We start from the raw sequence: 15,101 nt of genomic DNA, 5'->3' as shown, positions 1-15,101 counted from the left end.
CGTCCTCGCAGGTGAGGCGTATCTCCGCCAGATCGTCGACCCCGCGGCGGCGACCACGGGCCGCCGGGACCGTCACTCCGCCCGCGCCTGCCAGGAGGCTTCGGCGGGCAGCGGGGTGCGGTGCGCGGCGAGCAGGGCCGCGCGGAAGTCCGCGGCCGCCGCCGTCAGCGGCCGGGCCGGGTCGCGGACCACGGCGATCCGCCGGTGCACCTCCGGCTCGCACAGCGGCCGGTGCTCCAGGCCCGCGAATCCGACCAGCGGCAGGACCAGGCCGGGCACGACCGAGACGCCCAGCCCCGCCGCGACGAGCCCGGCCACGGCGGCGATGTTGCGCGCCGCGACCACCAGCTCCGGGCGCACCCGCGCGGCGGCGGTCGCGCGGTCGGTGTGCGCGCGGATGCTGCTGGCCGCGTCGAACGCGATGTACGGCTCGCCGTCCAGGTCGTCCCAGCGCAGCGAGTCGCGATCGGCGAAGCGGTGCTCCGGCGGGAACACGCAGCAGAACCGGTCGGTGGCCAGCGGATGCGCTTCGAGGTCATCACCGGTGTCGTCGAGCAGCACGGTCACGGCGAGGTCGACGTCGCCGGCGCGCACCTTGCGCAGCACCTCGCCGGACAGGGCGTCCTCGATCGACAACCCGATGCCGGGGTGCGCGGCGCGGTGCGCGGAGATCACCGGCGGCAGCAGGATCGCGGCGAGCGAGGGCAGCGTCGCCACCCGCACCCGGCCGCTGGACCCGGTCAGGAATCCGTCGAAGTGCCGCATCCCGGCGTCGAAGGAGTCGGTGACGCGGCGGGCGATGGCGCAGAACTCGGCGCCTTCCGGGGTGGTCGTGAGCCGCCGGGTGGTGCGCTCGAACAGGGTGATGCCGAGCTTGCGCTCCACGTCGAGCACGGTCCGGCTCAGCGAGGACTGCGCGAGGTGCAGCCGCTCGGCGGCGGCGGTGAACCCGCCTTCCTCGTGCACCGCGAGGATCGCTCGGAGCTGCTGCAACGTCAGATCCATCCGCACAGCGCATGAATCTATCAAGATCCGATGCTTGACCGGCATATGCCGAGCGGACACAGTACTTCCAGCTCAACGCCGGAGGTGCCGCAACGATGCTCGCCGCGACTGGTTTCCTCACCATCGGGACGTTCCTGGCCCTGGTGCTGTCCCGCCGGGTGTCGGTGCTGCTCGCGCTGACCCTGGTGCCGCTGGTGGCGGCCCTGCTCACCGGCGCGGCGCCGCGGCTGGGCGAACTGGTCGCCGACGGGCTGAGCACCGTCACGCCCGTCGCCATCATGATCACCTTCGCGGTGCTGTACTTCAGCCTGATGTCCGACAGCGGGCTGTTCGACCCGCTGGTGGCGCGAATCCTGCGCTGGGCGAAGGGCGACCCGCTCAAGATCACCGTCGGCACCGCGGTGCTGACGCTGCTGGTCGGCCTCGACGGCGACGGGTCCTCCACCTTCCTGATCACCTGCACCGCGATGCTGCCGATCTACACACGGCTGGGCATGAGCCGGGTCCTGCTGGCGGGCGTGATCGGGCTCGGCGCCGGCGTCATGAACATGACCCCGTGGGGCGGACCCGCCGCCCGCACCATGGCGGTCCTCGGCGCGGGCAGCTCCGAGGTGTTCCTGCCGATCCTGCCCGCCATGCTCGGCGGGATCGCCTGGGTGCTGGTCGTGGCGGTGATCCTCGGCCGCAGGGAGCGCAGGCGCCTCGGCGTCGGCGAGGTGCTGGAGATCGAACAGCCCGACCTGGACCGCCCGGCCCGCATCCGGTTCCGGCTGAACCTGGTGCTCACGCTGGTGCTGGTGGGGGCGCTGCTGGCCCAGCTCGCGGAACTGGAAGTGCTGTTCGTGCTGGCGTTCCTGCTGGCGCTGCTGATCAACCGGCGATCCTGGAGCGGGCAGCAGGAGCTGTTCACCAAGCACGGCCACAACGTCGTGCTCGTCACCACGATGATCTTCGCGGCGGGCGTGTTCACCGGCATCCTCACCGGCACCGGCATGATCCGGGCGATGGCGGAAAGCCTCGTCTCCGTGGTGCCCGACGGCGCGGGCGGCGTGCTCCCGGTGATCACGGCGGTGCTCGGGATGCCGCTGAGCCTGGTGTTCACCCCCGACGCCTACTACTTCGGCGTGGTGCCGGTGCTCGCCGAGACCACCGCGGCGCTCGGCGGCGACCCGCTGGCCGCCGGGCGGGCCGCGGTGCTCGGGCAGATGACCACCGGTTTCCCGCTGAGCCCGCTGACGGCGGCCACGTTCGTGCTGCTCGGCCTCACCGAAGTCGACCTCGGCGAACACCAGCGGTTCCTGTTCAAGTGGGCGTTCGGCACGACGCTCGTGATGACCGTCGTCGCCGTCCTCACGGGTGCGCTGTGAACGCCGCGACGACGCGGATCGGCAGCGGCGCCGGATTCGCGGGCGACCGGATCGAACCCGCCGTGGCGCTCGCCGAGCACGCCGGACTCGACGACCTGGTGCTGGAATGCCTGGCGGAACGCACCATCGCGCTCGGCCAACGCCGCAGGCTCGCCGACCCCGACCTCGGCTACGACCCGCGGCTGCGCGCCCGGTTCGAACGGCTGCTGCCGGTGGCGGCCCGCCGGGGCGTGCGGGTGCTGACGAACATGGGCGCGGCGAACCCCCTCGCCGCCGGGGAGGTCACCCGCGCGCTGCTGCGCGAACACCGGCTGCCCGGCCGGGTGGCGGTGGTGACCGGGGACGACGTGCTCGCCGAACTCGACCTCGCGGCGCCCGCGTGGGAAGACGGCATCGCGCTCGGCGAGCACGGCGAAGTGGTGTCCGCCAACGCCTACCTGGGCGCCGACGCGCTGCTGCCCGCGCTGGCGACCGGCGCCCCGGTCGTGCTCACCGGCAGGGTCGCCGACCCGTCGCTGTTCCTGGCGCCGCTCGCGCACCGCCTCGGCTGGGACCTCGCCGACCCCGAGCAGGCGGCGGCGGGCACCCTCGTCGGACACCTGCTGGAATGCGCCGGACAGGTCACCGGCGGCTACTTCGCCGACCCCGGCGTCAAAGACGTGCCCGGACTCGCCGACCTGGGATTCCCGTACGCCGACGTCGCAGGCGACGGTGCCGCGGTGCTCGGCAAGCTCGACGGCACCGGTGGCGCGGTGAACCGGGCGACCGTGCGGGAACAACTGCTCTACGAAGTCACCGACCCCACCGGCTACCGCACCCCCGACGTGGTGCTGGACTTCCGCTCGGTCCACGCCACCGAGACCGGGCCGGACCAGGTGCGGATCGCGGGCGCCCGCGGCCGGACCCGGCCCGGCGAGCTCAAGGTCAGCGTCGGCTACCGCGCCGGACACCGGGCGGAAGCCGAAATCACCTACGCCGGCCCCAACGCGGCCCGCCGCGCCCGGCTCGCCGCCGACGTCGTCACCGAACGGCTCGGCGGCACCGGACTGCGGGTGCGCGCCGAAGTCCTGGGCCGGCTCGGCGACACCCCCTCCGCCGAAGCGGAATGCAGGCTGCGGGTCGCCGCGCTCGCCCCCGACGCCGACCAGGCCGACCTGGTGTGCCACGAAGTCGAATCGCTCTACACCAACGGCCCGGCCGGCGGCGGCGGAGTGCGCACCACGGTGCAAGACGTGATCGGGATCGTGTCCACCTCGCTCCCCCGCGAGCTGGTGCACCCGCAGGTGACGCTGCTGGAGGCCGACGATGCTGCTGCATGAGATCGCGCACTGCCGCGCCGGGGACAAGGGCGACATCTCGACGCTGTCGCTGTTCCCGCACGACGACGCCGACTACGAACTGCTGCGCCGCGAGATCACCGCGGACCGGGTGCGGGCCCACCTGGCCGAGCGGGTGCGCGGGGAAGTCCTGCGCTACGAACTACCGCTGCTGTGCGCGCTGCAGTTCGTCTGCCACCAGGCCCTCGACGGCGGCGTCACGACCTCGCTCGCACTCGACACCCACGGCAAAACCCTCAGCAGTCGATTGCTCGCTCTTGTGGTGTGAGTCGAGCCGGTCGTTTTGCTTTGGGGTCGGGTGGCGGAACCTCAGCTTCCTTCTCGCTGCGGGATCTTTTTCCCAAGTGGCTCCGCCACGAGGGAAAAAGCTGTCCTCGCGAGAAGGAAGCTGAGAACCCGCGGGTTGTCACCTTTTGGACGTGGGCTATGTGCTTCGCACATACAGGCACGGCCTTCGGCCGCAAGGCAGGCGTGGCTTCGCCGCCCAGAGCACGGCTTCGCCGCAAAGGCACGGGCTTTGGCCGCGAGGTTGGTGTGGGGTTGCCCGTCCGCCTCGGGTTTGCCGGGGTGGCCTTATTCGGGTTTGAAGGCTCGGTGGACTGCTACGGCTCCGCCCATGAGGTCTCGCCAGGCGACCTTGGACCAGCCCGCTTCGGCGATCTTCGTCGACAGCGCCTGCTGGTCCGGCCAGGACCGGATGGACTCTGCCAGGTAGACGTACGCGTCGGGGTTGGACGACACGGCGCGCGCGATGGGCGGGAGCGCCCGCATCACGTAGTTCATGTAGACCGTGCGGAACGGTTCCCAGGTGGGCGTGGAGAACTCGCACACCACGAGCCGGCCGCCGGGGCGCACGACACGCGCCATCTCCCGCAGCCCCGCCACGGTGTCCACCACGTTGCGCAGGCCGAACGAGATCGTCGCCGCGTCGAACGAGGCGTCCGCGAACGGCAGGTGCAGCGCGTCGGCGGCCACCATCGGCAGCCCGCGGTCCCGCCCCACCGACAACATCCCGAGCGAGAAGTCCGCGGCCACGCACCACGCGCCGGAACGCGCGAGCTCCGCGGTCGACACCCCGCTGCCCGCGGCCAGGTCCAGGACCCGCTCCGTCGGCTTCGGGTCGAGCGCCTGCCGGGTGATCTGCCGCCACCGCCGGTCCTGGCCGAACGACATCACCGTGTTCGTCAGGTCGTAGCGCTTCGCGACGCCGTCGAACATCGCGGCGACCGCTTGCGGATCCTTGTCCAAACCGGCACGAGACACCCGTGCAGCCTACGTGCAGCGCGCGCTCACGCGGCCAACCGGTCGGCCCGGGGCCGCCCGATGACCTCCCCGTAGTGGCCGATCAGCTGCTCGCACAACGCGGGCCAGGTGCGCTGCGCGACGGACTCCCGCGCGGCGGCGCCGAAGCGCGCCCGCAACGCCGGATCGCGCAGCGCGCCGACGGCCGCGCGCAACCGCTCGGCGTACGCGGCCTCGTCGTGCGGCGGCAGCAGGTAGCCGGTCCGCCCCGGCAGCACGAGGTCGCGGGGGCCGCCCGCGTCCGGCGCGATCGCGGGGATCCCGGCGGCCATCGCCTCCTGCACCGACTGGCAGAACGTCTCGTACGGGCCGGTGTGCACGAACACGTCGAGGCTCGCGTAGATCCGCGCCAGCTCGTCACCCGTGCGCAGCCCCAGGAAAGCGGCTCCGGGCAGCTCCGCGGCCAGCGCCTCCCGCTGCGGCCCGTCGCCGACGACCACGACCCGCACCCCCGGCACGTCGTTGAGCGCGGCGAGCCGCTCGATGTGCTTCTCCGGGGCGAGCCTGCCGACGTAGCCGACCAGCAGCTCCCCGCCGGGAGCGAGCTCGGCGCGCAACGACTCGTCGCGCTTCGCCGGGTGGAACCGGGCCGTGTCCACGCCGCGGCCCCACCGGTGCACCCGGGGCACGCCGTGCTGCCGCAACGCCTCCGCCGCCCAGGTCGACGGCGCGAGCGTGCGGTCCGCCCCGCAGTGCAGCCGCCGCGTCCAGCGCCACGCGGCGCGCGCCGTCAGGCCCAGCCCGTACGACTCGGCGAACCCGGCGACGTCGGTCTGGTACACGGCGACCGTCGGCACGCCCAGCTTCCGCGCCGCCGCGAGCCCCCGAGCGCCCACCACGAACGGCGAAGCCAAGTGCACGACGTCCGGCCCGAAGTCCTGCAGCCCCTGCAGCAACCGCCGGGTCGGGAACCCGATCGGCAGCGACGACACCACCGGGAGGTCCACCGCGGGCAACCGGATCACCGGAGTGCCCTCGTACTCCTCCGGCCCGGCACCCGGAGCGATCACCAGAGCCTCATCACCCCGGCGACGCACGTGCTCGATCACCCGCAGCACGGAGTTCGTGACCCCGTTTACCTGCGGTAGGAAACTCTCCGACACGATGGCGATGCGCACGACGACACGGTCCCGCCCGACCTCGGCGCCCAGACGTCCCCCGCGTGACACCGCTCGGAACACGAACGTAAATACCGGCCAACTGCCCCGCCCCGTCCCGCTCGCGGCGCGGATCGGCGAGGGCAAAGGTCGGCAGGTCCTCTTTCCGCGTCCACCTCGGTGTGGCTTCGCATACACCGGGGGTCACGACACTGGAGCGGCATGACGGTCTTGCCTTCGCAGCCTTCCCACGACATCGAGCCCGGACTGATCTCCCGTGCGCTGGAAGTGGCGGGGCGGCTCGCGAACGACGCCGCCGACGTGATCACCGCGACGGCGGGGCGGGGGGCGAGGCCCGCGGCGTCGGAGTCGCCGTTCGACTGGGTCACGGACACGGGCCGCACATTGGAACGGCACACGCGCCGCGTGCTGGGCGACGAATTCCCCGGCGTCCCGGTGTTCGGCGAAGAGTTCGACTCGGACCCGGAATGGTCCACGTCGGTCGCCGACCAGCTCACCGCCCGCTCCGGTTCGGCCCGGTACCGCTGGTCGGTGGACCCGGTGGACGGGACCGCGAACTACGTGGCCGGGATGCCGTGGTGCGCCTACAGCCTCGCGATGCTCGACGAGCACGGGCCGGTGGTGGGCGTGGTGGCCGACCCGTACCGGTCGCAGATCTACGCGGCGGCGCGCGGCCGGGGCATGCGCGCCAACGGCACCCCGGTGCGGCTCGCCGATCAGCAGGAGACCCGCGCCGGCATCGTGTGCACCGAACTCACCCGCGGCGGGACGTGGCCGGGGATGGACCGGTTCATCAGCAACGCGACGAAAGCCCAGGTGGGCGTGCGGCTGCTGGGTTCCCCGGCGTTGGCGATCGCGCAGGTCGCGCTGGGCCACGCGACGGCGGCGGTGCTGGACTCCTACGAGGAGTGGGACGTCGCGGGCGCGTTGGCGCTCGCCGTCGAATCCGGCGCCGCCGTGCTCGACCGCCGCGGCGAACCGGCGACCCTGCCGATGGGCGGCCTGCTGGTGGCGGGCCCGGCGGTCGCCGGTGACGTACTCGAATGGTGGCAACAAGCCGCCCGCTGACCGGATTCCCGCGACCGTTCGATGTTTGGTGCGGCGGGTGGCGAGAACTGCCTTTCTTTGATCTTGCCTTCGCACGTGAGCGGCGTTCCTGGCAGTTGTCCTGTCAGCGGCGAAGCCGCTGAGCAGTGACCAGCCTGAGCAAGAAGACCACCCGCGGGTTCTCAGTCGTCTTCTCGCGAGGACAGCTTTTTCCCTCGTGGCGGAGCCACTCGGGAAAAAGATCCCGCAGCGAGAAGACGACTGAGGTTCCGCCACCCGACCCCTGCTCACGCCAAGAACAAGACATCAAAAAGCGGACATCGCGGGAGCCGAGAGGTCGTGCGCGGCGCCTCCCGTTGCCCGCTCGCCGGGGCCGAACACCGCTGACATGGGCCGCAGCAGCGGGAACTGGTCGCGCAGCACGGCGACCTCGTGGTGCATCCGGTGCAGGTCCGGTGCGGCGACGAGGTCGACGACGATGTCCAGCACGTGATCGGTGATCATGCCGAAGCGCTCGGCGACGTCGGCGATCTGGACGTGCACCCTGCGCAGCACGACGTCGCCGCGTTCCGCGTCCGGCAGGCCCCGCGGGGCTCCGGCACCGAGGCCGCGCCCCACTTCCACGAGGGCCTCCACGCTGGGGAGCTCGGCGTCCATCCGGCGGACCACCATCAGCAGGGCTTCGCGCGCTCGGGCCGACGACACCGATTCGACGGCGCACCTGGCCCGCGCCACCGCCTGCTCGCACCGGTGCAGGTCGCGGAGCAAGGTGTCGACCCGGCCCGGTTCACCGAGCCCGTGATCTCCGCGGATCTCCACTGCCGGTCGGGGCGGCACGACCGGTTCAGGGGGCGCCGACCGCTTCCGCAGCAGGCGGCAGGCCAGCAGCGTGCCCGCCGCGCCGGCGCCACCCGCGAACGTTCCCACTAGCACTGCCAACCAGAAACCGTCCATCTCCAGTTGCGCCTTCCGTTCGGTTTCCGCGTACCACCTTCGCCCCCAAGACGGTCCTGCGGCGGACCCGCCGGGTTCTTCCCGGCATCGCACCCACTTTGCCCGCACCGCCGCGGCGGATCCTGCGGGAAAGTACTCATTCGCGGAAACGGAATCATCACGGTTCGACCGGATCGGCCCGCACCAGGTGCTGCATGTCGGCGAGCACGAACGGCATCGACTCGGTGTGCGCGCCGTAGCGCCCCCCGGTGCCCGTCCAGGGCACTTCGGTGAGGTCGGGCAGGTCGAGCCGGGCCACCGACAGCGTTTCGTCCAGCACCGCGGCCACGTCGGCGCGCACCACGTCGGGGGCCACCGCGCAGTTCGCCGCGGCCAGCCTGCGCTCCACCGGGTGCACCGCGAACAGCTCACCGGTCAGCGGCCACAGCCGTTGCAGCGCGTCGAGCATCCGGGTGCGCGACTCAGGTCCGCCGTCGCCGAGCCTGATCACCCACTGCGCGGCGTGCTCGCGGTGGCGCAGCAGCACCCGCCAGGTCCGCATGGCGATGGCCGACAGGACCGGGTCGCGGGTGCCGGCGAGCCGCTCGAACACGGCGTGGCGCCACGAGGCGAACAGCAGCAACCGGGCGACGGTCAGGGCGAAGTCGCCGCCGGGGCCCGGACCGCAGTCGATCTCGGCGAGCCGGACGTTGCGGAACCGGCTGCTGTCGCGGTGGTAGGCGAGCCCGTCGGCGTCGCGGCCAGCGCCTTCGAGTTCGGCGGCGCGGGCCAGCAGCGGCCGGGCCTGGTCGAGCAGGTCCACGGTGATCGCCGCGAGCGCGGCGCCCTCTTCCAGGTCGGGGCCCCGCACGCCCCACGCGGACAGGCGGTGCGCCAGCAGCAGCGCGTCGTCGCCCAGCATCAGGCAGTACCGCGCGAGGTCCGCGGGGGCCGCCCCGTCCGGCACGGCCCGGTTCTCCGCAGGGGCTGCCGGGACTCCCAGGACCCACTCGGGTCGCTTCGTCTCCGGCGCGGGCGTGTCCTGCCCGCCGGGGTCGGCGGCCGTCGCACCGTCCGATGCCGGCCACCTGTCCGGGTTTCCGGCGGCGGCGACCCGGCCGGACCACCGGTCGTCCGTTCCGAAGTTCATCGTGTCCATGACGCGCTCACCCACCTCGCGGGGGTCGCACCCGGTGGTGCGGGCTGGACCGCTGGTCGCGAGACCACTTGACACTCGCTGGTGCGGCCGTCGGCCCCACCCGGTTCACCCGCTACCGCGGGGTCACCTGAGCCCACTGTGGCCGCCGTGCCGGGCGGCGCGGAAGGGACGGAATTCCCGGTTGTTCAGCGTTCGACCGGCGCGGGACGGCGCAACAGCCAGTGCGCTCCGCCGACGACGACCCAGAGCCCGGCGAGCCAGCCGGCCACCGGCAGCAGGGACAGCACCATGCCGCGGCCCGCGACGCGGACCAGGTCGGGGTTGCGGGTGTCGTACTCGACGCGCACGAACTGGCCTTGTTGCAGGCCACCGGGGTAGAGCACGCCGTCCTGCGGGATGTGCACCCGGCCTTCGGGGGTGCTGAACCGGACGACGGTGCGGGTCAGCGAGGTGTCCAGCACTTCGGCCACCCCGTCGCCCTGGGATTCGGCGATGGTGCGGTCGTCGATGGCGCAGGCCACGACCACGGACAGGCCGAGCACGGTCAGCAGCACGCCGAGGACCAGGACACCGCGGGCGCAGGCTCGTCGGACGCGCCGCGCCGTCCACCGGTGCCCGCCGTCGTCGGTGTCGGTCGCCTCCGGGGGCACCTCGTCGCTCGCCACGATCGCCGATTGTAGGAGCCGGGTCATGACCTCCTCGGGCAGCCGCACCTAGGCTCTACGCGTGGCGACATCCCCGAGTCCGCTGACCGTCCGCACCGTCGCGATCCCCGAGGACGACCCGCGGCGCACCGCGGCGCTGCTGGAGCTGCTGCCCGACCGGTCCCCGGTCAGCTGGGTCCGCGGCGGGGAGGGTCTGGTCGGCTGGGGGTGCGCGGCTCGGCTGGACACTTCGGGGCCGGAGCGGTTCGCGGCGGCCGACGCCTGGTGGCACTCCTGGTGCGAACGCGTGGAGGTGCACGACGAGGTGCGGTTGCCGGGCACCGGCCCGGTGGCGTTCACCAGCTTCGCGTTCGCCGATCGGCCGGGCGATTCCGTGGTCGTCGTGCCGGAGGTCGTGGTGGGGTCCCGCGACGGCGTCCGCTGGATCACGACCGTGGGTCAGCCGTCGACGGCTCCTCGGCTGCCGGTGGGCGAGCCCGGCGCGGTCCGCTACGACGCGGGCGCCGTGTCCCCCGAGCGGTACCGGCGGTCGGTGGCCGAGGCGGTGCGGATCTTGGGCCCGGGGGGTTCCGGTCACGCGATCGGCTCGGACGGCGAGGCGGTGCGGAAGGTGGTGCTGGCGCACGACCTGCTGGCGACCACGGCCGAACCGCTGGACGCCCGCTACCTGCTGGGCAATCTCGCGGCGCGCTATCCCGGTTGCTGGAGCTTCGCGGTGGACGGCCTGGTGGGGGCGACGCCGGAGCTGCTGCTGGAGCGCACGGGGCGGCGCATCCGGTCGCGGGTGCTGGCCGGGACGACGTGGCCGCGACCCGGTGTCAGCGCCGACGAACTCGCCTCCACCCTGCTCGGGTCGGCGAAGGACCTGTCGGAGCACGCCTTCGCCACCGAGTCGCTGGCCGCCGAGCTCCGGCCGTTCTGCGGTGAGCTGGCGGTGCCGGAACGGCCGGAGGTGCTGCGGCTGCGCAACGTGTTGCACCTGGCGTCGCACATCACCGGTGAACTGCACGAGCACGCGGCGAGCAACGGCGTGGCGGCGTTGCTGCGGCTGGCTGCCGCGGTGCACCCGAGCGCCGCGGTCGGCGGGACGCCCACTCCCGCGGCGGTCTCGCTGATCGGACGCTTGGAAGGCATGGACCGCGGTCGCTACAGCGGCCCCGTCGGCTGGGTGGACGACGCGGGCAACGGGGAGCTGGGGATCGCGTTGCGCTGCGCGCAGATCGAGGACGGCGGTTCCCCCGGCGGCGCGGGCGGGCGGGCCCGGTTGTTCGCCGGGGGCGGCATCGTCGCCGGTTCCGATCCGGACCTGGAGGTCGCGGAGGCGGCGGCGAAGATGCTGCCGGTCCGCGAAGCGCTCGACGGCCTCGGCTGAAAGCTGCGTCCGGGTGCCGGGACGGGCGCGCCGCCCCGGCACCCGGACGGCTGATCAGTGGTCGTCGTGCACGTGCCGGTGGGTGGCGTCGATCTCGGCCACCGCCTCCGGCACTGCCACCCCGGCCCGGGTGGCCGATGCCGGGACCCCGTTCTCCGGGGTGGCGGCGGGCTTGCCCGGCGTGAACAGCCACGCCTGGAAGAACTCGTCGAGCTGCTTTCCGGAGCGCTGCTCGGTGAGCGCGATGAAGTCCTCCACGGTGCCGGTGGAGTACCGCTTGTCCTCGACCCAGGTGCGCACCACGTCGAGCAGCGCTTCGTCGCCGATGACGTTGCGCAGGGCGTGCAGGGTCAGCGCGCCGCGATCGTACACGGCGTCGCCGAAGATGTTGTCCGGCCCCGGCTCACCGGGAGCGACCTGCCAGAACGCGTCCTCGGGTGCGGTCGAGTAGTAGTGGTCGAACAGTTCTTGCGCCGTTCCGGTGCCCTGCTGCTCCGACCACAGCCATTCCGAGTAGCTGGCGAAGCCCTCGTTGAGCCAGATGTCGCGCCAGGTGTCCACCGACACCGAGTCGCCGAACCACTGGTGGGCGTTCTCGTGCACGACGACGGACGTGTTGGCCCCGTCCTGGAAGAACTTCGGGCTGTAGGTGGGCCTGGTCTGGTTCTCCAGCGCGAAGTTCAGGCCTTCCGCCGGGACCACGCCGCCCTGCGCCTCGAACGGGTACTCGCCGAACAGCCCGGCGAGGAAGTCCAGCACCTCCGGGGTCCGCTCGACGCTGGCCTTGGCCGCGCCCTCGACCTCGCCGAGGCCGTCGGCGTAGGCGGTGACGAAAGGCTGCCCGAAGGCGCCGGTCTTCGTGTTGATCGCGTACTGGCCGATGCCCAGGAAGGCCAGGTACGTGGCGGTCGGCTTGGTGGTGCGCCACTTCCACGTGGTGCGACCGGCCAGCGTGGAGGTGTCGGTGTTCACGCCGTTGGACAGCACCTCGGTGCCGTCGGGCACGTCGACGGCGATGTCGAAGGTGGCCTTGTCCCTGGGGTGGTCGTTGCCGGGGAACCACCACGCGGAGATCTCCGGCTCGCCGATGGCCAGCGCGCCGTCGGAGGTGCGGATCCACGGGTTGAGCCCGTCGACCTCGACGCTGGAGGGCACGCCGTCGTAGTCGACGACGAACGTGGCCTCGGCACCCGCGGGCAGTTCGGCGGGCGGCGTGACGGTGAGTTCGGTGCCCTGCTGCTGGAAGGCCGAGGGGTTGCCGTTGACCCGGATCGACTTCACCGGCAGCGCGAAGTCGAGGTTGAACGCGGTGAGGTTCTGGGTCGGCTTCGCCACGATCGTCGTGGTGCCGGCGAGCCGGTCGTCCCGCGGTTCGTAGCGCAGCCGCACGTCGTAGTGCGACACGTCGTAGCCGCCGTTGCCGTATTCGGGGAAGTAGGGATCACCCGCCCCCGGAGCCCCCGGACCGCCGGTCCCCGCGGAGGCGGGGGTCGCCAGGAACGCCGCGGCGCAGCACGCGGCCGCCGTCACCCGAAGACCGGTTCGCTTGAACACCAGGGCACCTCCCGAAGATCAGGTCTTTTCCTGCAGCGTACGAAGATGATCTGGGCAGCGCGAGAACCCGGAAGTGCAGGTTTTTTGCCAGACCCGGCCCAACTTCGGCAACGCACACCGAACACCACCGGAACAAGCCCCCCGAAAAGGCAGTGAACACCCCACCAGAGAACGCATTTCCCCAGATCAGAGCCAGCGCCACCACAGCCGGACCCCAACAGCCCGCCACCCGCTCACCAGCTCACGCCGACAGCGACACACACCTTCACAACACCCCCACGAGCTCCCACGTTGTGAGAACCCGCGCTACCCGACCGCTCCGCGAGCGCCGGGGCTTTGATCTCGGTCCTGTCAGCGGCGAAGCCGCTGAGCAGCGACCAGCAGAGCAACCGGCACCGCCGCGGGTTCTCAGCCGTCTTCTCGCTGCGGGATCTTTTTCCCGAGTGGCTCCGCCACGAGGGAAAAAGCCGTCCTCGCGAGAAGACGACTGAGGTTCCGCCACCCCAGCCCTGCTCAGGCCAAGAACAAGCAGGGCGTCACCCGATCAAAACAGAGCTGACTGCGGACTGGAGGCGGGCGTGGAGGCTGCGGGTCTGCGACCTGTCGGCCTGGATCTCCACGACGCGCAGCCCCGGTGGCCCGTGCAGGGCGGCCGGGAAGTCCGAGCGCTGCCGCACCCGCACGTGCTCCACGCCGTGCGCCGCGCACAGCTGGGCGAGGTCGGTGCCGTGCGGGGTGCCGAAGACCCGCTCGAACGAGCCGCGGTGTTCGGGGCCGCCCTGTTCCAGCAGCGAGAAGATGCCGCCGCCGTCGTCGTTGAGCACCACGATCGTCAGGTCGGGGCGCTGCTCCTGCGGCCCGAGCAGCAACCCGTTCCCGTCGTGCAGGAACGTGAGGTCTCCGAGCAGCGCGTACGTCGGCCCGTCGTGCGCCAGCGCGGCCCCGATCGCCGTCGAGACGGTCCCGTCGATCCCGGCCACGCCTCGGTTGCGGTGCACCGCGACGTCCGGGCGGTGCCGTGCCGCCAGCGCCACGTCCCGGCTCGGGTTCGACGAGCCCAGCACCAGCAGCGAGCGGGCTGGCAGCTCGTCGACCAGGTCCCTGGCGAGCACCGGCCCGTTCGGCCAGCGCTCCAGGTCGAGCGCGGCGTGCAGCGCGGCGGCGACCTTCTGGTCCGCCTGCTGCCAGGCGGTGAGCCATTCCGGGTCGGCCGAGCGGGTCGGCCCGGCCTCGAAGGTGTGCGCGACCTCCCGCACCGCGTGGCCGGGCGACGGCCAGTCCGCGTCGCCGCCGTGCGCCAGCAGCACCTCCACCCCGGCATCGGTGAGCAGCGACTGCACCTGGCGGAACACCGTCGGCCTGCCCACGCACAGCACCTGTTCCGGGCGGTGTTCGCGGACGAACTCGGGCTGGTTCAGCAGCCACATCCCGGTGCTGATCGCCGCGCCGCCGGGGAGCCCGACGCCGCCGGTCTCCGACAGCACCGGCCAGCCGTGCCGTTCGCCCCAGGCTCCGGCCGCGTCGGCGCTCCCGTCCGCGGCGAGCACCAGCCCGCGCCGCGCCGTCGGCCCGCGCAGGCTGCTGGGGCCGCCGCCGTCGACGGCGGCTTCGGTCCACGGCCCGCCGTCGGCGCGGCCGTCCAAGGGCTCGCACCACTCGAGATCGCCGGTCGGCACCAGCGGCTCCCGGAACGGCAGATTCAGGTGCACCGGGCCGGATCGCGCCGTGCCCAGCGCCGCCTGCCGGGCGCGGCAGACCTGGCTGCGCCAGTAGGCCTGCTGCCCGGGGCGGTTCTCGGCGACGCCCAGCTCGTCGAACATCCGGACCTGCGGACCGAACATGCGGTGCTGGTCGATCGTCTGGTTGGCCCCGGCCGCGCGCAGCTCCGGCGGGCGGTCCGCGGTGAGCACGATCAGCGGAATCCCCGCCTGGGTCGCTTCGCTGACCGCGGGGTGCAGGTTCGCCGCGGCGGTGCCCGACGTGCCCGCCACCACCACCGGCCATCCGCTGCGCGCCGCCAGCCCCAAGGCCAGGAACCCGGCGCTGCGCTCGTCGATGCGGACGTGCAGCCGGACCCGGCCCTCCTGCGACGCCCGGTGCAGGGCGAACGAGAGCGGCGCGTTGCGCGAACCCGGAGAGAGCACGACGTGCCGAACCCGGTTGCGGATCAGCTCATCGACGATGACCTCGGCCTGTGCCGTGGACGGATTCAACCCATCACCCCGGACTCCCTCGCACGCTG

Annotated in this window: 13 protein-coding genes; 5 read left to right on the top strand and 8 right to left on the bottom strand. The window is 72.6% G+C overall.

The annotated features are described in order from the left end of the window. Window positions 1-72: 72 nt before the first annotated feature. On the bottom strand, window positions 73-1,005 hold the full coding sequence (locus BJ969_RS00335; protein ID WP_221315663.1) for a LysR family transcriptional regulator: 933 nt from the start codon (window positions 1,003-1,005) through the stop codon (window positions 73-75). A gap of 95 nt (window positions 1,006-1,100) precedes the next feature. On the opposite strand from BJ969_RS00335, the gene BJ969_RS00330 reads away from it, so the two are divergent. From BJ969_RS00330 to BJ969_RS00320, 3 genes are read left to right on the top strand one after another with little or no spacing between them, the layout of a single operon-like run. Beyond that, window positions 1,101-2,372 (top strand): CitMHS family transporter, encoded by a 1,272-nt coding sequence (locus tag BJ969_RS00330; protein ID WP_184476084.1) that lies wholly within the window; start codon window positions 1,101-1,103, stop codon window positions 2,370-2,372. Continuing rightward, window positions 2,369-3,691, top strand: a complete 1,323-nt coding sequence (locus tag BJ969_RS00325; protein ID WP_184476081.1) for an acyclic terpene utilization AtuA family protein — start codon at window positions 2,369-2,371, stop codon at window positions 3,689-3,691. Before BJ969_RS00330 ends, BJ969_RS00325 begins: the two co-directional genes overlap by 4 nt. Further along, the gene (locus BJ969_RS00320) at window positions 3,678-3,977 is read left to right on the top strand and encodes an AtuA-related protein (protein WP_184476078.1); all 300 of its coding nucleotides are present in this window, start codon (window positions 3,678-3,680) and stop codon (window positions 3,975-3,977) included. The genes BJ969_RS00325 and BJ969_RS00320 overlap by 14 nt, the downstream gene beginning before the upstream one ends. A 305-nt stretch (window positions 3,978-4,282) precedes the next feature. On the opposite strand, the gene BJ969_RS00315 is transcribed toward BJ969_RS00320, so the two are convergent. Together BJ969_RS00315 and BJ969_RS00310 are read right to left on the bottom strand one after the other, a co-directional pair. Beyond that, window positions 4,283-4,972, bottom strand: coding sequence for a demethylmenaquinone methyltransferase (locus BJ969_RS00315; protein ID WP_184476075.1), 690 nt, complete (start codon window positions 4,970-4,972; stop codon window positions 4,283-4,285). A gap of 26 nt (window positions 4,973-4,998) precedes the next feature. Next, complete coding sequence (locus BJ969_RS00310) at window positions 4,999-6,114, bottom strand: glycosyltransferase family 4 protein (protein WP_343071677.1); 1,116 nt, start codon at window positions 6,112-6,114, stop codon at window positions 4,999-5,001. A gap of 216 nt (window positions 6,115-6,330) precedes the next feature. Between BJ969_RS00310 and BJ969_RS00305 the strand changes: the two genes are divergently transcribed. Continuing rightward, complete coding sequence (locus BJ969_RS00305; RefSeq protein ID WP_184476069.1) at window positions 6,331-7,197, top strand: inositol monophosphatase family protein; 867 nt, start codon at window positions 6,331-6,333, stop codon at window positions 7,195-7,197. Between the two features lie 285 nt (window positions 7,198-7,482). On the opposite strand, the gene BJ969_RS00300 is transcribed toward BJ969_RS00305, so the two are convergent. The 3 genes from BJ969_RS00300 to BJ969_RS00290 form a co-directional block, all read right to left on the bottom strand. Continuing rightward, window positions 7,483-8,109, bottom strand: coding sequence for a hypothetical protein (locus BJ969_RS00300; protein ID WP_343071676.1), 627 nt, complete (start codon window positions 8,107-8,109; stop codon window positions 7,483-7,485). A gap of 178 nt (window positions 8,110-8,287) precedes the next feature. After that, window positions 8,288-9,268 (bottom strand): 1,2-phenylacetyl-CoA epoxidase subunit PaaC, encoded by a 981-nt coding sequence (gene paaC, locus BJ969_RS00295; protein ID WP_246456642.1) that lies wholly within the window; start codon window positions 9,266-9,268, stop codon window positions 8,288-8,290. 185 nt (window positions 9,269-9,453) lie between these two features. After that, window positions 9,454-9,960: a DUF3592 domain-containing protein gene (locus BJ969_RS00290; RefSeq protein ID WP_246456641.1), complete on the bottom strand. Its 507-nt coding sequence runs from the start codon at window positions 9,958-9,960 to the stop codon at window positions 9,454-9,456. Between the two features lie 34 nt (window positions 9,961-9,994). Between BJ969_RS00290 and BJ969_RS00285 the strand changes: the two genes are divergently transcribed. Continuing rightward, complete coding sequence (locus tag BJ969_RS00285; RefSeq protein ID WP_343071155.1) at window positions 9,995-11,305, top strand: isochorismate synthase; 1,311 nt, start codon at window positions 9,995-9,997, stop codon at window positions 11,303-11,305. A gap of 54 nt (window positions 11,306-11,359) precedes the next feature. Here BJ969_RS00285 and BJ969_RS00280 read toward each other — a convergent pair whose 3' ends face one another. Both BJ969_RS00280 and menD read right to left on the bottom strand, forming a co-directional pair. Next, window positions 11,360-12,859 carry a M1 family aminopeptidase gene (locus BJ969_RS00280; protein WP_184476062.1) on the bottom strand — a complete coding sequence of 500 codons (1,500 nt, stop codon included), beginning with the start codon at window positions 12,857-12,859 and terminating at the stop codon, window positions 11,360-11,362. 536 nt (window positions 12,860-13,395) lie between these two features. Next, a complete protein-coding gene (gene menD / locus BJ969_RS00275; protein WP_184476059.1) occupies window positions 13,396-15,072 on the bottom strand; it encodes a 2-succinyl-5-enolpyruvyl-6-hydroxy-3-cyclohexene-1-carboxylic-acid synthase in 1,677 nt (558 codons plus the stop codon). Between the last annotated feature and the right edge of the window lie 29 nt (window positions 15,073-15,101).

The organism is Saccharopolyspora gloriosae (assembly GCF_014203325.1).
GTDB lineage: Bacteria > Actinomycetota > Actinomycetes > Mycobacteriales > Pseudonocardiaceae > Saccharopolyspora_C > Saccharopolyspora_C gloriosae.
Note: the sequence above shows the minus strand (reverse complement) of the source record. Positions and strands in the feature narration are given on the sequence as shown.